This window comes from Lysobacter dokdonensis DS-58 (assembly GCF_000770795.1).
GTDB classification, from domain to species: domain Bacteria; phylum Pseudomonadota; class Gammaproteobacteria; order Xanthomonadales; family Xanthomonadaceae; genus Noviluteimonas; species Noviluteimonas dokdonensis.
In genome coordinates, this window is the sequence record NZ_JRKJ01000006.1 from 45,361 (window position 1) to 63,619 (window position 18,259).

Below are 18,259 nucleotides of genomic sequence, written 5' to 3' on the forward strand. Positions count from 1 at the left end.
CGCCGCCGGCTACTTGATCTCTTCGTCGAGCATCAACTCGCGCACGAAGCGCACCGGCGGGGCGCCATACGACAACACCTGGTCGTGGTAGGCCTTGGCGTTGAACTTGTCGCCTTGCTTGGCTTCCCACGCCTTGCGCAAGTCGAAATGTTCCTGCACGCCGACGAAGTAGGTCGGCAGTTGCGCGGACGTCAACTGCGCGCGCACCCACTTGCCCGACGCTTCGCGCTCCTGCTGGAAGGTCTGGCGAACCATCAGGTCCATCGCCTGTTCGCGCGACCAGTTGTCCACGTGGATGCCCTGGTCGAGGATCGCGTTGGCGATGGTGCGCAGGTAGAACTTCAGCTGCACGAGGCGGAAGAGCGGATCGTTGTCCATGTAACCGGCGTCGGCCATCATGTCTTCGCTGTACACGCCCCAGCCTTCGGCGAACAGGCCCGAGCGCAGCACGCCGCGCAGCAGGTCCTTGTTTTCGCCCGAGTGCGCGCCTTCGAGGTAATGGCCCGGCATCGCTTCGTGGATCGACAGCAGGTGGATCATGCGGCTGTTGTATTCGCGCAGGAACGAATCCACTTGTTCCTGCGACCAGTCGTCGGGGATCGGCGAGATCGCGTAGTACGTATCGAGCCCCTTGTCGAGCGGCCCGGGCGAATCGCAGTACGCCACCGACACGCCGCGCTGGAATTCCGGCATCAGGATGATCTTCACCGGCGTGTTCGGCACGGTGACGAGCTGCTTCTCGCGCACGAACGCAGTGGCCTGCGCCAGCGTCTGCTTGGCGAAATCGACGACGTCCTCGCGCTTGGGGCGATCGGCGTAGGCAAGCTCGAGCGCGGCTTCGATGGCCTTCTGCTGTTCCGCATCGGTCGGTGCATCCGGCAGCGCCGGTGCGCCGGGCTTGTCCTTCAAGACCGTACGGGCAATGCCGTACATATCGCCGCGCACGCGCTTGAGCTCGGACTCCGCGCGTTGCTTGATGTCCGCGCGCGACAACGACGACATCAACGCGAACTGCAACTTCTGGTCATACAGCTTTCCGCCGATGCGGAAGTCACCCTTGGCGTTGGGCACGAGCGTGCCGTCGAGCCACTTCTGCTGTTCGTCGACCGCGGTGCGCAGGCCGGCGATGGCCGCGTCGAGGCGCTTGCGGTCTTCGCCCTGCAGCTGGTCGGCCGCCGGCACGATGAATTGCTCGACGAGGCCGATCACGCCGGCGTTCTGCTTGGCCACGGTTTCGGCATGGATCTTCGGCACGCGCGCCGGATCGAGGTTCGCGCGCATCTGGCCGAACAACGCGGGCAGTGTTTCCATGCGCGCGGTGGCCGACTTCAGACGCTCGGGCATCGGCGCGAAATCGCGCGCCATCAGGTTGTACAGCGCACCGCCGGCCAGGCCGTTGTAGAGCTGCGGATCCCACGCCCACGATTGCAACGTGTCGAGCGCGAACAGATCGCCGCGCACCTGGTTCTCCAGGATGAGCAGGTCGACCTGCTTCTCGCGTGACAGCGTCTTCTGGTCGATCGCATCGAGATCGGCCAGCAGCTTGGTGTTGAAGTCCACCTGCGCCTTGGGGCCGGCGGCCGAGTAGTCGTCGAGGTTCGCGTCGAAGCGGTGGTCGCCGATCTGCGTGGCGCTCACCGGGTTCAGGCGCATCCATTCGTCGAGCCATCGCTTGGAAATGGCATCGAACTTCGCGTCGGCTTGCTGCGTCGCCGCGGCGGGCGCGGCGGTGCCTTCGGCAGGCGTGGTCGGCGCCTGCGGCTGGCAGGCGGCGAGGGTGGCGGTGAGCAGGGCTGCGGCGAGCAGGCTGTGGCGCATGGGATCAGGCCGGCGATTGGGGAGGGGCCGAGCATACGGTCCCGCGCGCCGGCGCGCATGGGCCTGCTAGGCTGGCGCCACACATCGGGAGACTTCCATGCGCGCAGTGCTGGCCGTCGTCGTGTTGCTCCTTGCAGTCGTGGCGCCCGCGCGCGCCGATTGCCCGCCGGAAGGCCGGACGCGCGAGCAACTCGAAGCACTCAAGGTCCTCGAGTGGACCGTGCCGGATGCCGCCGAACGGCAACAGTTGGCCGAAGGTTTGGTCGATTGCCTGGGCGATGCCGATCCCACGCTGCGCGATGGCATCGCGTACGAGGCGCTGTCGCACTGGATGCGTGCCGAGCAGATCGACGAAGCGGGCCTGCGTGCGCTTCGCGACAGGTTGTATGCGGCGTTGAAGGCCGATGATCCCGATGGCTTCCGCAGGCCTTTCGCCGCGCTGGTGCTTTCGGAAGTCGCTCGCACCGATCGCATCAAGCCGTGGATGTCGGCGAAGGAACGCCGCGCGATGGTCGAAACGGCATCGCGTTACCTGGAATCGGTCACCGATTATCGCGGCTTCGACGATGCGGAAGGCTGGCGGCATGGCGTCGCGCACGGCAGCGATTGGCTGATGCAACTCGCGTTGAATCCGGCGCTGGAGCGCAAGCAGCTCGATCGCATGCTCGCGGCGATCGCCACGCAAGTCGTGCCGTCGACGTCGCATGCTTACGTCTATGGCGAGCCCGGTCGCCTCGCGCGCCCCGTCTTGTTCATCGCCAAGCGTGCGCTGCATACGCAGGCGGAGTGGGAGGCGTGGTTCACCGCGCTTGCACGCAAGCTCGGCGATGCGAAGGCATACAACGACAACGGCTGGCTTTTGCGCCGCCACGACCTGCTCGCGTTCCTCACCGCGCTGTACCTCGAAGCGGACCGTAGCGACGATCCGCAACTGCAGGCGCTCGAAGCACCGGTGGTCGCGGGATTGAAAGCCGTGCCGTGACGTCAGGGCTCGACATCACCCTCGACTGACGCTCACTCCTCGCCTTCGAACTCGGCCAGCACGTCCAGGTCGAACGCCAGCGCCTCCACCGTTTCCCGCACCTTTCGCGCGGTGGATTCGTTGGGCGCCTCGATCTCGACTTCATGGATGTCCGCGCCGCTGCGCAGGTCGCTGAGGCCCGCGGAACTGGAGTCGGCATCGTCCATGTGCGGCATCAGGTCCGCCACTTCCTCGACGTGTTCGATGCCATCGATGCTTTGCAGCAGGTTGATGATCGCGCGCGCGTCGTCGTCGCTTCCGGTGACACGCAGTCGCAGGGTAGGCATCGCAGCTTCTCGGCGGTGGGGGACGCCGATGAGGCTAGGCAGCGCGAAGCTAAATCGGCGTGACGAAACCGGGGCCGGCAGCTACTTGGCTTCGCGCACCGGCAAGGGCACGTTGCACAGGTCGATGTGGCCGGCCGGGCGCTTGTACCACTCATCGCGGCGGTTGCGGCGCGATTCGACCACGGTGGCGAAGGTCTTGCTGTCGGTACGCAACAGCTCGATCTTCGCGCGCTCGGCCTCCGGCACGGTGCTTGCCAGCTTCACCGAAGTGATCGGCACGTACTGTTTCGGGTCTTCGTAGAAGCCGAGCGGCCCGGTGCCGCGCGGCAGCACGCTCAGCAACTCGATGCCCTGCACGACGCGCCCCACCAGCGTGATGTTGCGATCCAGCATGCGCGGCGACTGTCCCGTCACCGCATACAGCGACGTGCCGTCGCTGCTGTCGGCGGCGACATCGCGCCCCGCGCCGACCATGCCGTAGCAATGCGCGAGCCACGCGGTGCCGGACTTCGGATCGCGCGCCGCGGGGAAACCATCGGAGAAGCCGACTTCCGGCGCCCAGCCGTCGCTGTCGGGCAGTTCCACGAACGGCACGCCCGCCGCCTTTCGTTCGAATTCGGCCGGCAGTTTCGTCTTCGCCGAACCGCGGCTGCGTTGCTTGGCCGCATCTTCTTCCGCATCGCCCCACTGCGCGACATAGTTGTCCTGCGAACGAATGACGAACAACCCGTCCCAGTAGCCTTCCTTCGCGAGCGTGCGGATGTTGGCGGCGTGCTGCGGCGCGAACGTCGGCGCGAGTTCGATCACCACGCGGCCGGCCGGCAACTGCATGTACAGCGTGCGATCCGGATCGAGCGTGCGCCAGTCGGATTTCGGCGATGCATCGAGGATCTCCTGCATCGACGGCACCTTCGGTTTCTCGTCGGCGGCGGACGCCGCAACGGAGACCAATGCGACGGACAGCGCGAGGGCGAGCGAGCGGACGTGCGAGGCCATGCAGGACTCCGGCGAAAAGAAAGTGTCCGCCGGAGTCTACAAGCTACTGCTGCAGTTCCCGCAACACGACCGACGGCGGCACGTCGACCACGCGCCGCGTCGCGACCAGCCCGGTGACGAGCGCAGCCAGCAGGCCGATGCCGCCACCCGCGGCCGCCAGCGCCCAATTGGGTTCCCAGGGCAAGCCGAACACCCGCACCGAGACGACGCCCGCGAGCACCGACGCCGCGATGGCCGCCACGAGCCCCGAGAGCAACCCGATGGCCGCGAACTCGGAGGCCTGCGCGAAGCGCAACTGCCGGCGGCTGCCGCCGAGCACGCGCATCACGCCGCCTTCGAGCAGGCGCTCGTCCTGGCTTGCGCTGATCGCCGCGAGCAACACGAGGATGCCGGCCGCAAGCGAGAACCAGAACACCACCTGCACGACCACCGACACCTGGTCCGCCGTCGCGCGCACCTGCGCGAGCGTGGCTTCGACGTCGATGACGGAGAGGTTGGGGAAGCGCTCGACCAGCTTCGCGGTGAAGCGCGGCTGCGACTTCGGCACGCTCACCGCGGTGATCCAGCTCGCCGGATAACCATCGAGCGCACCCGGCGAGACGAGCACGAAGAAGTTGGGCCGGAAGCTGTCCCAGCTGACTTCGCGGAAACTCGTGATCGTCGCGGCGAGCGGTTGGCCCGCGATGTCGAAGGTGATGCGGTCGCCGAGTTTCCAGCCGAGCGAGTCGGCGAATTTCTGTTCGACCGAGATCTCCGGCGACGCGGGCTTGCGATCACCCCAGAACGTACCGGCCGACAAGCGATTGTCGTCGCGCAACGCACTGCCGAACGAGAGATTGAACTCGCGCTCGGCACGGCGCTGCATGCGCTGGTCGTCCGGGTAGTCCTTCGCGCTGACGGCCTTGCCGTTCCGTTCGAGCAGGCGTGCGCGCACCATCGGGTACAACGTCGGCGACGCGAGGCCCTGGCTCTCGACGAACCGGCGCACCGGCGCGACCTGGTCGTCCTGCACGTTGATGACGAAGCGGTTGGGCGCGTTCTCCGCCAGCGAGAGCTGCCAGCGGTCGAGCAGGTCCGTGCGCACGAACGTCAGCAGCAGCAGCGCCATCAACCCGAGCCCGAGCGCGGACACCTGCGCGACCGCCGTGCCGGCGCGTCGCCCGACGTTCGCCAGCCCGTAACGCAAACTGCCGCGCAAGCGTGTGCGGACTTTTCGCACGCCGAGGATCATCGCCCAGGCCAACGCGGCCAGCACGAGTAACGTGCCCGCGACGCCGCCGAGCATCGCGGTGGCGAGCGCCGGCGATTCGGCCTTCCACCACAGCAACGCCGCGAGCCCGGCGAACGCGGCGACGCCGACCATCCACGCGCTCGGCTCGGTCGGGTCCAGGTCGCGCCGCAGCACGCGCAACGCGGGCACGCGCCGCAACGCAAGCACCGGCGGCGCACCGAAGGCGATCAACACCACCAGGCCCACGGCATAGCCTTGCAACGCGGGCAGCCAACCGGCCGCGGGGATCGAAATCGCGAGCGCGCGCGCGAGCCATTCGCCGATCGCCCATTGCAATGCGAACGACACCGCGACACCGACCGTGCACGCGATCAACCCGAGCCACAGCAGTTCGCCCAGATGCACGACGACGAGCGTGCGCTGCTGCGCGCCGAGGCATCGCATCACCGCACTGCCATCCAGATGCCGCGCGCTGTGCCGACGCGCGGCCATCGCCACGGCGATCGACGCGAGGATCACCGACACCAGCGCCGCGAGGCCGAGGAACCGTCCTGCGCGATCGAGCGCCGAGCGCATTTCAGGGCGCGCATCCTCGATGGTTTCGATGCGCTGCCCGCGGCCGCGCTGCGTGCGCGCGGTATCGAGGAAACGCGCGACCGCCGGCGCGTCGCCGGCGATGATCAGCCGATAGCCGACGCGGCTGCCTTCCTGCACCAGGCCGGTCCTGGGCACGTCAGCGAGATTGATCATCACGCGCGGCGCGGTGTTGAAATAGTCGAACGCCGCGTCGGGCTCCTGCGCCACGAGTGCGACCAGCGTGAAGCGTGCATCGCCGACGGACAACGTGTCGCCGACCTTCGCATCCAGCGTCTGCGCGCCCGCGACGCTCATCCAGGCGTTGCCGGACGCCGGGCCGCCGCGCGCATCGCGCTCGGGCCCGCCGATGCGATCGACGATGCGGAACGTCCCGCGCAGCGGGAAGCTGCCGTCGATCGCGCGCAGTTCGCCGAGCTGCAATTGCTCGCCCACGCGCACCATGCTGCGCATGTCGAGCGTGTCGGCGTGTTGCAGGCCGGGCGCGTTCGCGGCAGTGCGCACCGCGCCGGTAATCGGCGAATCCGAACGCACCACCGCATCGCCGCCGAGCAGGCGGTTGGCTTCCTGCGCAAGCGCGCGGCCGGCGCGATCCGTGACGAAACCGACCGAGGTGATGGCGACCACGGCGAGCACGAGCGCGACGAACAGGATGCGCACGTCGCCGGAGGCGAAATCGCGTCGCAACTGGCGCCAGGCGAGGACCAGCGGGTTCATGCGATGCGCCGCCCGCTGTCGAGGCGGATCTGGTGGCGGCATCGCGCGGCGAGGTGTTCGTCGTGCGTGACCAGCACGAGCGTCGTGCCCGCGTCGGCGTTGAGCGAAAAGAGCAGGTCGATGATCGCCTGGCCAGTGTGCGTGTCGAGGTTGCCGGTGGGTTCGTCGGCGAAGAGCAACGCCGGGTCCGTCACGAACGCGCGCGCCAGCGCGACACGTTGTTGCTCGCCGCCCGACAATTGCCGCGGGTAGTGGCCTAGGCGCGCACCCAGGCCCACCTTTTCGAGGATGCGTTTCGCGGGTGCCTGCGCATCGGCATCGCCGCGCAGTTCCAGCGGAAGCATCACGTTTTCCAGCGCAGTGAGCGTCGGCAGCAACTGGAAGCTCTGGAACACGAAGCCGACCTTCTCGCCGCGCACGCGCGCGCGGCCGTCTTCGTCGAGCGTCGAGAGCGACTGGCCATCGAGGTGCACGCTGCCCGACGTCGGTGTATCCAGCCCCGCGAGCAAGGACAGCAACGTGCTCTTGCCCGAACCCGATGCGCCGACGATCGCCACGGCGTCGCCGCGTTCGACGGTGAAGGTCACGTCCTCGAGGATCGTCAGCGCGCCGTCGGGCAACGTCACGCGCTTGCCCAGGGTTCGGACGTCGAGTGCGATGGCGGGGGAGGTGGGGGCGTGCATGCGGCTTTCAGCGCGCAGTCCAATTGAATCGGCCATGCTGGGGGCGAACCATTTCAGGAGCGGGGGATGTCCCAACCTTATGCGGGAGCGGCGCGGGTGAATCAATGGGCCATCGGTCGCATGCGTGGCGTCGCCCGCGTGTTCGCGTCGTTGTTGGTGTGCCTGGCCGTCATCGCGCCGCTGCACGCGGCGGCCCCCGCGAAGACGCCGGTGGCGCAGCGCACGGTGCTGGTGATGGGCGACTCGCTTTCGGCCGCTTACGGATTGTCGGCGTCGCAAGGGTGGGTCGCGCTCACGGCCGGCCGCATCGCGAAGGAGAAACCCGGCTGGAAAGTCGTGAACGCGAGTATCACCGGGGAAACCACCGCTGGCGGCGCTGCGCGCATCGCCGCTGAACTCAAGCGCGTGCAGCCGAAACTCGTCGTCATCGCCCTGGGCGGCAACGACGGCCTGCGCGGCCTCCCGCTGCCGCAGACGAAGGCCAACCTCGAACGCATGATCAAGGCCGCGCAAGCCAGCGGTGCGCAGGTGCTGCTGCTCGGCATGCGCATCCCGCCGAACTACGGCCGCGAATACACGCAAGGCTTCGAAGGCAACTACACGGCGCTGTCGAAGCAATACAAGGTGCCGCTGGTCCCGTTCCTGCTGGAGCCGATCGCGAAGGACCGCGCCAACTTCCAGGACGACAACATCCATCCGGTGGCCAGCGCGCAGCCGAAGCTCCGCGACCATGTGTGGAAGGCCCTGGGGCCGATGTTGAAGTAGCCCCGCCGGGGGTGACTACTGGCATATGCACTAGATTGAAGGTCACACTAGTCTTTACCTCAATCTAGTGATCCTCCGGCCAGTGCATGGACTCCCCCGACCGTGACGCCCTCGATTCGGCCCTGCGCAAGTTCCAGCGCGAGCTGAGCGCGGGCACCGTTTCGCTCGCCCTGCTGGCCGTGCTCGCCACGGCGCCGGGGCCGATGTACGGGTACCAGATCGCCAAGACGCTCGAGCGCAGCGGCGAGGGCGTGCTCAGCGGCAAGCAGAGCGCGCTGTATCCGGTGCTGCGCAACCTGGAAGGCGCGGGGTTCCTCGCCAGCCATGTCGAGCCTTCCGTCGCCGGACCGCCTCGCCGTTATTACGCGATCACGCCCAGCGGCCGCACCGCGCTTTCCGAATGGGCGGCCGCCTGGCGCGCCACCCGCACTTCCGTCGATTCCGTCCTCGAAGGACTCCTGCCATGAACGTGCATTCCAGCAGCGACGCGCCCCGCACCTCCAGCGCCACGCTCCCGCACTCGATCCCCGAATACCTCGACCAGTTGCGTGCGGCGCTCGCGGGTGCGGATCCCGCGCTCGTGCAGGACGCGCTGTACGACGCCGAGGAATACCTGCGCTCGGAGCTCTCCGAAAACCCGGGCATGGCCGAAGCCGACGTCATCGCGTCGGTCGCGGGCAGCTACGGCGCGCCGGACGAAGTCGCCGACATCTACCGCGACACGGAAGTGCGCGTGCAGAGCGCGCTGCGCCAGCCCAAACCCGCGCCGCGCGAATCGCTGCTCGGCAAGTTCTTCGGCGTCGCCGCCGACCCGCGCACGTACGGCGCGTTGTTCTACTCGGTGCTGTCGCTCGCCACGGGCATCTTCTACTTCACGTGGGTGGTCACCGGCCTTTCGCTATCGGCGGGGCTCGCGGTGCTGATCATCGGCATCCCGTTCGCGATCCTGTTCCTGGGCTCGGTGCGCGTGCTCTCGCTCGTCGAAGGCCGCATCGTCGAAACCATGCTCGGTGAACGCATGCCCCGCCGCCCGTTGTACTCGGCGCGCGGCAAGGGATGGATGGAGCGGATCAAGGACATGTTCGTCGACCCGCGCACGTGGTCGACGGTGCTGTACATGGTGGCGATGCTGCCGCTGGGCATCCTGTACTTCACGCTGATCGTGACGCTGATGACCGTGTCGGTGTCGTGCATCGCGGCGCCCGTGCTGCTCGGGTTCGGCGCATTCGATGGCTGGTGGCTCAACAACTACGACATCGGTCCGATCGTGTTGAACGATTTCTACGTCGGCTCGACGCTCGGCTGGTGGTCGTACCCGTTCGTGTTCGTCACCGGCGTGGTGCTGCTGTTCGGCACGCTGCACCTGGCGCGCGGCATCGGCAAGCTGCACGGCCTGTTCGCCAAGCACCTGCTGGTGAAGAGCGCGCAGTACGCGTGATCCACGTCGACGGGTTCAGAAGGGCTTGGCGAGTACCAAGAACACGATGCCGATCAGCAGGAACACCGGCACTTCGTTGAACCAGCGCAGCGCAGTGGAGGAGGGCAACGCCTTGCCCTTCTCCACGCCCTTCAGCCAGCGCCCCGACACGGTGAAGTGCGCGAGCATCAACACGACGAGTGCGAGCTTCGCGTGCAGCCAGCCACCGCTCATGTGGAAGTAGAACCACAACACCAGCCCGAACACGAAGGCCATGCCGAACATGATGTGGCCGAAGCGGTAGAGGCGCTTGCCCATCAGCACCAGGCGCTCGCGCACGGCGGGCGCGTCGCCGGCCTCGGCGATGTTCACGAGGATGCGCGGCAGGTAGAACACCCCGCCCATCCACGCCATGACGAACACGAGGTGGGCGGTCTTCGTCCAGAAGTAGGCCATGGCGGTTAGCATTCCCGAATGGATAAGCGATACGACCAAGCATACTTCGACCGCTGGTACCGCCGGGGCGGAATCGGCGACCGCGCCCGCCTGGCGCGCAAGGTGGCCTTGGCCGTGGCCACGACCGAATACCACCTGGAGCGTCCGATCCGCACCGTACTCGACATCGGCGCCGGCGAAGCGGTCTGGCGCGCGCCGCTTCTGAAACTGCGGCCCGGCCTGAAGTACCTCGCGTTCGATTCCAGCGAGTACGCGGTGCGCCGGTATGGCCGCCGCCGCAACCTGCACATGGCGACGTTCGGCGAATTCGAACACCTGCGCCCGTGCGCGCCGGCCGACCTGGTGATCTGCAGCGACGTGCTGCATTACCTGTCCAAGCGCGAAATCGACCGCGGCCTGCCGGGCGTGGCGGAACTGTGCGGCGGCGTCGCGTTCCTCGAAACCTTCGCCCGCGAAGACCACGCCGTCGGCGACGAACACGACTTCCAGGAACGCCCCGCGGCCTTCTATCGCAAGCGCTTCGAGACACTCGGCTTCGCGCAGTTGGGCTCGCACCTGTGGCTGTCGCCCGCGTTGAAGGAGCGGGCGACCGCGCTGGAGATCGGCTAGGGCTTGAAGTCCGCCGGCTTCGGCAGTTCGACGGGCACGCCATCGGCATTGCACGTTCCCGCCGCGCACAGGCGTTCGCGCAACGTCGGCGTGGCCTGCACGAGGAAGTGGAACAACACGTTCTCCTCCACGCTGCCGCGCACCGCGTCGGCACCCGGTCCCTTCGCCCACACGCCGACATCGTCGCCGCCGTGCGTTTCCGCACCGAGCGGCACGAGGGCCTGCTGGAGGTAATCGACCGCTTCGGTATCGATATCGTCGAGATCCGGTCGCGGTTCGCCGGCCTTCGGCGCGCCGGGGCCGTTCGCGTAACCGAGCGTCGTGTACGGCTGCCCGTTCTTGTCGACCGCGTATTCGCTGCCGCTGGAGTCCTCCCCGGAGATGCCGCGCACCTTGTCGAGGATCGGATTGCCGCGCTTGGGATAGCCGGCGAAGAACATCGTGTGCGCGTGATCGGCGGTGACGAGGATCAGCGTGTCGTCGTCGCCGGTGGCTTCGTCCGCGGCCTGCACGGCGTCGGAGAACGCGATCGTCTCCTCGAGCGCGCGGCGTGCATTGCCGTCGTGGTGTGCATGGTCGATGCGGCCGCCTTCGACGAGCAACACGAAGCCCTTGTCGTTGCGCTGCAGGTGCGCGATGGCCGCGCGCGTCATCTCCGCGAGCGGCGGCTCCTGCGCATCGGCCTTGCGATCGGCGGTGTACGGCAAATGCTGCGGCGCGAACAGGCCGAGCACGCGCGGCGCATTCGCGGCTTGCGCCAATTGCGCGGAATTCCAAACATACGTGCCGTCGGCGTACTTCGCCTTCCATTCGTCGACGAGGTTGCGGCCGTCCTTGCGCATGCCTTTCAGCTTCGGATCCGCGGCATCGGCCAGCGTGTTCGGCGTGAACTTCGCGCGGCCGCCGGCGAGGGCGACATCGATGCCGTCGCCGAATCCGAAGTCGACGAATTGCGCCGCCAGATCGCGACACCCGGCGGCGGCCTTCGCGGCGGGCAGGTAACTGTCGTCTTCCCAATTGCGATCCGGCCCGTGCGCGAACACCGACGCGGGCGTTGCGTGCGTCAGGCGCGTGGTGGTCACGACGCCGGTCGACAGGCCCGCCGATTCGCCGAGCTCGATGATGCTCAGCAGTGTGTTGTCCGCCACCGCCGCGCAATCGCCGCGTTTGTTCCCCGGCCCGATGCCGATCACGCCCAAGCGCGTTTTCACGCCCGTGGCGATCGCGGTCATCGTGCCCGCGGAATCGGGCGTCTGGTAATCGGTGTTGTACGTGCGGCTGAGCGCGGTGTTCGGGAACTGTTCGAAGGCGAGCATCGTCTCTTCGCCCGGATTGCCCGCGCGCTGGCCCGCGAGCACGCGCGCGGCGGCCACCGTCGGCAGGCTCATGCCGTCGCCCAGGAAAATGATGACGTTGCGCGCGCGGCCCTGCATCGCGCCATTGCCCGCGGCGCGCGCGGCGCCGGCGCGATACCACCAGGCGGCGGTTTCGCCGTCGGGGCGGGCGACCTGGGGGACGTCGACGGGCTGCGGCGCGGCCGCCACGGTGTGCGGCGCCGGTGCGCTGGCGCAGGCGGTCAGGAGCGTGGCGAGGGCGAGGGTCGTCAGGCGCATGGGACGTCGGGTCATGAGGGAAGGGGGATGATACGGAACGCCGGTGTTCCGCCCATGCACTCGCGACGACGACGGCCGCTCGGCTAAGGTCGGGGATCGACTTTCCGGCGGGTGTTGCGATGGCATTGGTGGCGGGCTGGTTGCGGATTCCTTTCTGGCAGCGCGTGCTCGGCGGTTTCGTGCTCGGCGCGCTCGCCGGCTGGTTGCTCGGGCCGGCTGCGGAGACGTGGTTCCAGCCGCTGGGCGATGTCTACGTCAACCTGATCAAGATGATCGCGATCCCGCTGGTGTTGTTCGCGGTGATCAATGCGGTCGGTGCGTTGCACGGGCAGAAATCGATCGCCGCGCTCGCGGGGCGCACGTTCGCGTGGTTCGCGATCACCGCGGTGCTCGCGGTGGCGGTCGGTCTGGCGGTGGGGTGGATCATCAAGCCGGGCGTGGGCGTGGGTGCGCTCGCGATCGCGTCGGATTATTCGCCGAAGAACGTGCCCGGGCCGCTCGACGTGCTGCTCAACATCGTGCCGCAGAACCCGTTCCGCGCGTTGTCGGCGACGGCGGCGGGCAAGACCGGCGATGGCACGAGCGTCATCGTGCCGAGCAATTCGACGATCCTGCAGGTGATCTTCTTCGCGGGGTTGATCGGCTTCGCGTTCGTCAAGCTCGGCGAGAAGGCGACGAACCTGCGCACGCTGGCGCGCGAGGCCAACGACACGATGATCCAGGTCACGCGGTTCGTGTTGGAATTCACGCCGCTCGGGACGTTCGGGTTGATCGCGGGATTGGTCGGCGCGTACGGGTTCGAAAAGTTGTTGCCGCTCGGGAATTTCGTCATCGCGTTGTTCGTGGCGTGCGGGATCCAGATCGTCGTGGTGTACAGCGCGTTGTTGCTGGTCCACGGGTTGAACCCGCTGAAGTTCTTCCGCGGGGCGGCGCCGGCGATGCAGGTCGGGTTCGTGGCCTCCAGCAGTTTCGCCGCGATGCCGGTGTCGTTGCGGGCGGTCGAGCACAATCATGGCGTCGACAAGAACTACGCGTCGTTCGCGGTGCCGTTGGGCGCGAGCATCAAGATGGACGGGTGCGGTGCGATCTATCCGGCGTTGGCGGCGGTGTTCATCGCGCAGTATTCGGGGATCGAGTTGCACGCGGGCACGTACGTGACCATCGCGTTGGCTTCCGTCCTCGGGAGTTTCGGAACGGCGGGCGTGCCGGGGACGGCGGTGATCATGGCCACGGTGGTGTTGAGTGCGGCGGGGTTGCCGTTGGAGGCGATCGGGTATCTGTACGCGATCGATCGGGTGCTCGACATGATGCGGACGATGACCAATGTCACCGGGCAGATGTTGGTGCCGGTGTTGGTGGCGAAGGAGACGGGGTTGCTGGATCGCGCGGTTTACGAGGCGGCCTCCAGCAACGTCGGTGTGGAGCATTCCGATGCGGAGCCGGCGCGGGAGCCGACATGAGCGAGGTCGTCCTGGTCGAGCGGTTTCCTGGCGTCGAGGATTATCTTCGGTTGCGCAAGGCGGCCGGGATGCATTCGTTTTCGCAGGCGTGCGCGGTGCGTGGGTTGCCGAAGACGGTGTACGGCGTGCATCTCTCGCGCGATGGCGAAGTCGTCGCGATGGGGCGCGTCGTCGGCGATGGCGGATGTTTCTTCCTGATCGTCGATATTGCCGTTGCGCCCGAGTTGCAGGGGCAGGGGCTCGGGAAGCGGATCATGGGTGCGTTGGATGCGTGGCTGCGTGCGAACGTGCCGCCATCTGCGTACGTGTCGCTCGTGGCGGATGGCGATGCCAAGTATCTGTACGAGAAGTTCGGGTTTGTCGAGAGTGCGCCCGTGGCGGTGAACATGGAATACATCATGGGCGTTGATGGTTCCAAGAGCACCTCGCACTTGGATACGTCCGGGAAGCCCGCGAGGGATCATTAAGGCGTCGCGCCTACTGGTGTCATCCCCGCGGAAGCGGGGATCCCAACTGCCAGCACACCAGACGGGCGGCCCTCGTCCGTCGAGGACATCGCGGCGATAGTCGGACGGAGCCGCCCGTAGCGCGATGTCCTCTCTCGGACGAGGCGCCTACGCGCGGTTTGATGGTTTGCGCGCGACGGCGCGCGCTTCTGGGTCTACGGTACTAACGCAAGCGCTGGAGGCCCTAACGCAAGCACTCGAGGCCCTAACGCAAGCACTGCGAACCCTAGCCAGGGCGTTGGCAGTCCTAACGCAAGCGTTGGAAGCCCTAGCCAGGGCGCTGGCGGTCCTAACGCAAGCGCTGGCGGCCCTAGCGCAAGCGTTTGCGGCCTTAGCTTGGGCGCTGGCAGTCCTAACGCAAGCATTGGAAGCCCTAGCTAGGGCGCTGGCGGTCCTAACGCAAGCGCCGGAAGCCCTAACGCAAGCACTGCGAATCCTTCGAGTGATCCCGACGGCCTTCGCTGTCCTGTGAGGCGAAGGAACTGTCCCGTGGCGAACGGGCAGTTAAAGCGCTGCGCGCGAAACGCGGGTCGCATTTTGAAGGCTACTTATTGGTCGTCCGATGCGCAGGGTCAGGCGCGCTGACGTCGGGGCCTCTCCGGAGGGAGACGAGCTAGAAGTAGAAGCGCGCGCCGTCGCGCGACCATGGATCCCCGCTCCCGCGGGGATGACGTTACTGCGCTGCTTGCTTCTGCTTCGCAAGCTCGACATCGAACTTGGCTTCGAAGTCATCCGCATACTGGCGACACGTGATCGGCTTCGGATGCGGATTGGCAACATCCGCCGGCGTCCAGCCACTGCCATCCGCATGCGGCGTCAGCAGCACATCGCACGGCAACCCGCGCACGATTTCGAACGTGTGCTTGTACGTCTCCACGATCCGCGGAAACCGCGCATTCTCGATCAACTTGTAGCCGGGCGCGCTCAGGCTGTCGGCGTAGGCGAAGCGGACCGGTTTGCCGTTCTTCGTGTCGGTCCACGTCCACGACGTGCTGCCCGGCGTGTGGCCCGGGGTGAAGTGCCCGGTGAGTCGCATCGCGCCGACTTCGACGACCTCCTCATCCTGCAGGTAACGATCGACCTGCGCCGGCGGAAAGGTGATGCCGTCGCCGAAATGGATGTCGTCGGTGCCGCCCTTGGCGAGCATCGCGGCGGACTCCGCATTCGCGGCGATGCGTGCGCCGGTGGCGCGCTTCAGCGCGGCGACCGGGCCGGCGTGATCGGCATGCGCGTGCGAGACGAGCAGCCAGCGCAACTGGTTCGGCGCCACGCCGACGGTGCGCATGTTCGACAACAACATGTCGGCCGCCTGCGGCATGCCGCCGTCGATCAGGAGCGCGCCCTCGGGCGTCACGATCAGCACGGCGCTGATCGACTCCGTCCCGATGTACCAGGTGTGGTCGGCCAGTTGCAGTGGCGCGATGGGTTGCCGCCAAGCATCGGGCACTTCGTACGCACCGGATTGCGGCAACGGCTTCTCGCGGGGTGCGTCCGAGGCGAAGCAGGGCAGGATCGAAATTGACAGCAAGGCGACGGACAAACGCGTCGCGCGCGAGTGCATGGGCATTGGAAGATGGGGGAGGTCAGCGAACGGGAAGGACGACCCGCGGGCGCGCGAAGCGCGCGCCGAGCAGGGCGAGCGGAACAGGCAACACGATGCCGAGCGCGGCGACCCACTTCGGGTGGCCGGGCGCGATCAGGATCATGCCGATCACGCCGAGCAGCACGAACACCGCGACGACGATCGCGGCGGTGCGCGGCCATGCGCGCGAAATCTTCGCGGCGGTCCAACCGCCGGCGAATGCGCCGACCGCCCACGCGACGACCAGCATCACCATCGCGCCCACGGGCGCCGCGGCCATGATCGCGCCGAGGTGTTCCATGTTCTTCGGGTCGAGGCCCGGCGGCGGCGGATACATCTGGTGGCTGACGAATTCGATGCCGGAGATCAGCACGTACATCACCACAAGGCCGGCAAGGATGCCGAGCACCAACTGCAGGATCGATTTGCCCATCGACGTGCCTCCCCGACGCGTTCGCAAGAGCATGCGCCCGCGTGCGCGCGGCTCGCAAGACGTCTTCGCACGCGCCGGCGTAGACTCGCCCGCGCCCCCGTCGTCGGACGCCACGCCATGGCCGGACACCAGCGCACGCTCAACCTGCGGTTCCTCGCCGAACCCTCCGACGTGAACTACGGCGGCAAGGTCCACGGCGGTGTCGTCATGAAGTGGATCGACCAGGCCGGCTACGCCGCGGCGGTGGGATGGGCGGGGAAGTACTGCGTGACCGTCGCCGTCGGCGGGATTCGCTTCGTCGCGCCGGTGCGCATCGGGGATCTCGTGACGGTGGCCGCGACGCTCGTGCGCACGGGCACCAGTTCGATGCAGTTCGCGGTCGACGTCCGCGCCCGCGACCCCATGGGCGGCGAGGGGCGCCTGTGCACGCATTGCATCATCGTGTTCGTCGCGCTCGATGGCGTCGAAGGCACACCGGTGCCGGTGCCGCCGTGGGTGCCGCAGACGGACGAAGACCGCGCGATGGCCGAGGAGGGCGAGCGGGTGATGCAGGCGGTGCGCGAGCCGGCGAAGCCCTGAAACGCAGAAGGCCGCCTTCCGGCGGCCTTCGAATCTCTGCGCGTGGCGCGGGGTTACATCGCGACGCGACGGCCCTGCATGTAACGACCCGACCAATACGTGGACGACAGGCTGTCCACGCGCACGTCCTTGCCGCGGCTCGGGGCGTGCAGGAAGCGGCCTTCGCCGACATAGATGCCGACGTGGTTCACGCGGCCGCGCAGGCCGAAGAACACCAGGTCGCCCGGCACGAGCGCCGAACGCTCGACCGCTTCGCCCGTGGTGGCCATCTGGCGCGAGACGCGCGGCAGTTCCATCCCGAGCACGCTGCGGTAGACGTAACCGACCAGGCCGCTGCAATCGAAGCCTTCGGTGGACTCGCCGCCCCAGCGATAGGGCGTGCCGAGCAGCGACATCGCCTTGCTCATGACGCCGGAAATGCGTTCGGTGAGCTTGGGCTTCTTCTGCTGGTCGAGGACGGCGTTGGGATCGAGTTCGGCCAGGTCGCCGAAGATCGGGCGGACCTGCGTGTGCTTGGCGGTCACCGGCGTATCGAGCTGCACGGCGGACTGGATGCCCGAGGTCGCCACGGTGGCGTCCTGGGCGAAGGCGCTGCTGGCGGCGACGCACAGGGCGGCGGCGCACAGGAATTTGAGCGAGGCGGCGCGAATGCGCACGGCCGCGGAGCGGGTGGCGGCGGGCTGGCCTGTTGTCAGGTCGTCTTTCGTCACGAGGTCATCACTGAATCAGGGACCGGGCGACCTTACCGGCTGAAGACCAGGTGAAGGTTCAAAAAGCGTTAGGGCGGCGTGAACGCATGCAAGAATCGTGACCGCCCTGCGTATTCATTCGCCCCGTACGGCCGCTGACTTTCGTGAATGGGCCTTACTGCAGGACGCGGCGCGCGCCGGCGTAATGCTGGGCCCAATAAGGGCCATCCAGATGATCCAGGCGCACCGTTCCACCGGTGCTCGGGGCATGCACGAACCGCCCTTCGCCGACATAGATGCCCACGTGCGTGACGCTCCCGCCGTTGGCGAAGAACACCAGGTCCGCCGCCGCCAACCCGTCGACCGGCACCTTGCGGCCGCTAGTCGAGGCGAGGTCGCGCGAGGTGCGCGGCAGTGCGACGGCCGCCATGTCGCGGAAGACGTAGTTCACCAGGCCGCTGCAGTCGAACCCGCCCTCGGGCGTGTTGCCGCCGTATCGATAGGGCGTGCCGACCAGGCCGATCGCCCGCATCAGGACCGAGTTGGCCCGCGCCGGATCCGCCGGCTCGACCACGGGCCACGTGCGCGGCATCGCCACGCGCGCGCTCGGCGCGGGTGCGCGCACCGCTTCGCCGCCGCCGCAGGCCGCCAGCAGCGCGAGGGCGCAGGACAGGAGAAGGAAACGCGCCCGAACTGGCGCGTGTGCCGGGATGCCCGGATAATGCGCGACCCCGCGGGTCGTGCTGCGTTCGGCGTTCATCGTCGGCGAGTGTGGCCGCTTTCACGCGGCGCTAGCAAGCGCC

General features: G+C 67.6%; 19 protein-coding genes. 8 read left to right on the top strand and 11 right to left on the bottom strand.

What is annotated here, in order from left to right; translation table 11 throughout:
* Positions 1-9: 9 nt before the first annotated feature.
* A complete protein-coding gene (locus LF41_RS05800; protein WP_036167207.1) occupies positions 10-1,818 on the bottom strand; it encodes a DUF885 domain-containing protein in 1,809 nt (602 codons plus the stop codon).
* Positions 1,819-1,915: 97 nt separating this feature from the next.
* Here LF41_RS05800 and LF41_RS05805 point away from each other — a divergent pair, with 97 nt between their 5' ends.
* On the top strand, positions 1,916-2,800 hold the full coding sequence (locus tag LF41_RS05805; protein ID WP_036167208.1) for a DUF2785 domain-containing protein: 885 nt from the start codon (positions 1,916-1,918) through the stop codon (positions 2,798-2,800).
* A 32-nt stretch (positions 2,801-2,832) separates the two neighbouring features.
* On the opposite strand, the gene LF41_RS05810 is transcribed toward LF41_RS05805, so the two are convergent.
* The 4 genes from LF41_RS05810 to LF41_RS05825 form a co-directional block, all read right to left on the bottom strand.
* The gene (locus tag LF41_RS05810; RefSeq protein ID WP_036167212.1) at positions 2,833-3,126 is read right to left on the bottom strand and encodes a hypothetical protein; all 294 of its coding nucleotides are present in this window, start codon (positions 3,124-3,126) and stop codon (positions 2,833-2,835) included.
* 81 nt (positions 3,127-3,207) lie between these two features.
* On the bottom strand, positions 3,208-4,122 hold the full coding sequence (locus tag LF41_RS05815; RefSeq protein WP_036167215.1) for a peptidylprolyl isomerase: 915 nt from the start codon (positions 4,120-4,122) through the stop codon (positions 3,208-3,210).
* A 43-nt stretch (positions 4,123-4,165) separates the two neighbouring features.
* Entirely contained in the window at positions 4,166-6,664 is a 2,499-nt protein-coding gene (locus LF41_RS05820) for an ABC transporter permease (RefSeq protein ID WP_036167218.1), read from the bottom strand.
* Positions 6,661-7,347: an ABC transporter ATP-binding protein gene (locus LF41_RS05825; RefSeq protein WP_036167221.1), complete on the bottom strand. Its 687-nt coding sequence runs from the start codon at positions 7,345-7,347 to the stop codon at positions 6,661-6,663. Before LF41_RS05825 ends, LF41_RS05820 begins: the two co-directional genes overlap by 4 nt.
* Before the next feature lie 66 nt (positions 7,348-7,413).
* Here LF41_RS05825 and LF41_RS05830 point away from each other — a divergent pair, with 66 nt between their 5' ends.
* The 3 genes from LF41_RS05830 to LF41_RS05840 all read left to right on the top strand — a co-directional run bounded on the left by LF41_RS05830 (position 7,414) and on the right by LF41_RS05840 (position 9,550).
* A complete protein-coding gene (locus LF41_RS05830) occupies positions 7,414-8,112 on the top strand; it encodes an arylesterase (RefSeq protein WP_237577657.1) in 699 nt (232 codons plus the stop codon).
* A gap of 86 nt (positions 8,113-8,198) precedes the next feature.
* Complete coding sequence (locus LF41_RS05835; protein ID WP_036167224.1) at positions 8,199-8,579, top strand: PadR family transcriptional regulator; 381 nt, start codon at positions 8,199-8,201, stop codon at positions 8,577-8,579.
* On the top strand, positions 8,576-9,550 hold the full coding sequence (locus LF41_RS05840; protein WP_052116185.1) for a sensor domain-containing protein: 975 nt from the start codon (positions 8,576-8,578) through the stop codon (positions 9,548-9,550). The genes LF41_RS05835 and LF41_RS05840 overlap by 4 nt, the downstream gene beginning before the upstream one ends.
* Positions 9,551-9,565: 15 nt before the next feature.
* Here LF41_RS05840 and LF41_RS05845 read toward each other — a convergent pair whose 3' ends face one another.
* Positions 9,566-9,985 carry a CopD family protein gene (locus tag LF41_RS05845; RefSeq protein WP_036167227.1) on the bottom strand — a complete coding sequence of 140 codons (420 nt, stop codon included), beginning with the start codon at positions 9,983-9,985 and terminating at the stop codon, positions 9,566-9,568.
* Between the two features lie 18 nt (positions 9,986-10,003).
* Between LF41_RS05845 and LF41_RS05850 the strand changes: the two genes are divergently transcribed.
* Positions 10,004-10,594, top strand: a complete 591-nt coding sequence (locus tag LF41_RS05850) for a methyltransferase (RefSeq protein ID WP_036167229.1) — start codon at positions 10,004-10,006, stop codon at positions 10,592-10,594.
* Here LF41_RS05850 and LF41_RS05855 read toward each other — a convergent pair.
* The gene (locus LF41_RS05855) at positions 10,591-12,207 is read right to left on the bottom strand and encodes an alkaline phosphatase (protein ID WP_036167231.1); all 1,617 of its coding nucleotides are present in this window, start codon (positions 12,205-12,207) and stop codon (positions 10,591-10,593) included. The genes LF41_RS05850 and LF41_RS05855 overlap by 4 nt on opposite strands.
* A gap of 119 nt (positions 12,208-12,326) precedes the next feature.
* On the opposite strand from LF41_RS05855, the gene LF41_RS05860 reads away from it, so the two are divergent.
* Together LF41_RS05860 and LF41_RS05865 are read left to right on the top strand one after the other, a co-directional pair.
* Positions 12,327-13,667, top strand: coding sequence for a dicarboxylate/amino acid:cation symporter (locus LF41_RS05860; RefSeq protein WP_036167233.1), 1,341 nt, complete (start codon positions 12,327-12,329; stop codon positions 13,665-13,667).
* Positions 13,664-14,134, top strand: coding sequence for a GNAT family N-acetyltransferase (locus LF41_RS05865; protein WP_084073421.1), 471 nt, complete (start codon positions 13,664-13,666; stop codon positions 14,132-14,134). Before LF41_RS05860 ends, LF41_RS05865 begins: the two co-directional genes overlap by 4 nt.
* A gap of 712 nt (positions 14,135-14,846) precedes the next feature.
* On the opposite strand, the gene bla is transcribed toward LF41_RS05865, so the two are convergent.
* The gene (gene bla / locus LF41_RS05875; protein ID WP_052116200.1) at positions 14,847-15,734 is read right to left on the bottom strand and encodes a subclass B3 metallo-beta-lactamase; all 888 of its coding nucleotides are present in this window, start codon (positions 15,732-15,734) and stop codon (positions 14,847-14,849) included.
* A gap of 22 nt (positions 15,735-15,756) precedes the next feature.
* Complete coding sequence (locus LF41_RS05880) at positions 15,757-16,188, bottom strand: hypothetical protein (protein WP_036167240.1); 432 nt, start codon at positions 16,186-16,188, stop codon at positions 15,757-15,759.
* 117 nt (positions 16,189-16,305) lie between these two features.
* Here LF41_RS05880 and LF41_RS05885 point away from each other — a divergent pair, with 117 nt between their 5' ends.
* A complete protein-coding gene (locus tag LF41_RS05885; protein WP_036167242.1) occupies positions 16,306-16,767 on the top strand; it encodes an acyl-CoA thioesterase in 462 nt (153 codons plus the stop codon).
* Positions 16,768-16,820: 53 nt separating this feature from the next.
* On the opposite strand, the gene LF41_RS17355 is transcribed toward LF41_RS05885, so the two are convergent.
* A complete protein-coding gene (locus tag LF41_RS17355; protein WP_425599468.1) occupies positions 16,821-17,423 on the bottom strand; it encodes a C40 family peptidase in 603 nt (200 codons plus the stop codon).
* Between the two features lie 208 nt (positions 17,424-17,631).
* Positions 17,632-18,216: a C40 family peptidase gene (locus LF41_RS05895; RefSeq protein WP_036167247.1), complete on the bottom strand. Its 585-nt coding sequence runs from the start codon at positions 18,214-18,216 to the stop codon at positions 17,632-17,634.
* Between the last annotated feature and the right edge of the window lie 43 nt (positions 18,217-18,259).

Coding starts and splice junctions, on each gene's coding strand:
- LF41_RS05800 (WP_036167207.1), bottom strand. CDS start 1,818: ATGCGCCACAGCCTGCTCGCCGCAGCCCTGCTCACCGCCACCCTCGCC.
- LF41_RS05805 (WP_036167208.1), top strand. CDS start 1,916: ATGCGCGCAGTGCTGGCCGTCGTCGTGTTGCTCCTTGCAGTCGTGGCG.
- LF41_RS05810 (WP_036167212.1), bottom strand. CDS start 3,126: ATGCCTACCCTGCGACTGCGTGTCACCGGAAGCGACGACGACGCGCGC.
- LF41_RS05815 (WP_036167215.1), bottom strand. CDS start 4,122: ATGGCCTCGCACGTCCGCTCGCTCGCCCTCGCGCTGTCCGTCGCATTG.
- LF41_RS05820 (WP_036167218.1), bottom strand. CDS start 6,664: ATGAACCCGCTGGTCCTCGCCTGGCGCCAGTTGCGACGCGATTTCGCC.
- LF41_RS05825 (WP_036167221.1), bottom strand. CDS start 7,347: ATGCACGCCCCCACCTCCCCCGCCATCGCACTCGACGTCCGAACCCTG.
- LF41_RS05830 (WP_237577657.1), top strand. CDS start 7,414: ATGTCCCAACCTTATGCGGGAGCGGCGCGGGTGAATCAATGGGCCATC.
- LF41_RS05835 (WP_036167224.1), top strand. CDS start 8,199: ATGGACTCCCCCGACCGTGACGCCCTCGATTCGGCCCTGCGCAAGTTC.
- LF41_RS05840 (WP_052116185.1), top strand. CDS start 8,576: ATGAACGTGCATTCCAGCAGCGACGCGCCCCGCACCTCCAGCGCCACG.
- LF41_RS05845 (WP_036167227.1), bottom strand. CDS start 9,985: ATGGCCTACTTCTGGACGAAGACCGCCCACCTCGTGTTCGTCATGGCG.
- LF41_RS05850 (WP_036167229.1), top strand. CDS start 10,004: ATGGATAAGCGATACGACCAAGCATACTTCGACCGCTGGTACCGCCGG.
- LF41_RS05855 (WP_036167231.1), bottom strand. CDS start 12,207: ATGCGCCTGACGACCCTCGCCCTCGCCACGCTCCTGACCGCCTGCGCC.
- LF41_RS05860 (WP_036167233.1), top strand. CDS start 12,327: ATGGCATTGGTGGCGGGCTGGTTGCGGATTCCTTTCTGGCAGCGCGTG.
- LF41_RS05865 (WP_084073421.1), top strand. CDS start 13,664: ATGAGCGAGGTCGTCCTGGTCGAGCGGTTTCCTGGCGTCGAGGATTAT.
- bla (WP_052116200.1), bottom strand. CDS start 15,734: ATGCACTCGCGCGCGACGCGTTTGTCCGTCGCCTTGCTGTCAATTTCG.
- LF41_RS05880 (WP_036167240.1), bottom strand. CDS start 16,188: ATGGGCAAATCGATCCTGCAGTTGGTGCTCGGCATCCTTGCCGGCCTT.
- LF41_RS05885 (WP_036167242.1), top strand. CDS start 16,306: ATGGCCGGACACCAGCGCACGCTCAACCTGCGGTTCCTCGCCGAACCC.
- LF41_RS05895 (WP_036167247.1), bottom strand. CDS start 18,216: ATGAACGCCGAACGCAGCACGACCCGCGGGGTCGCGCATTATCCGGGC.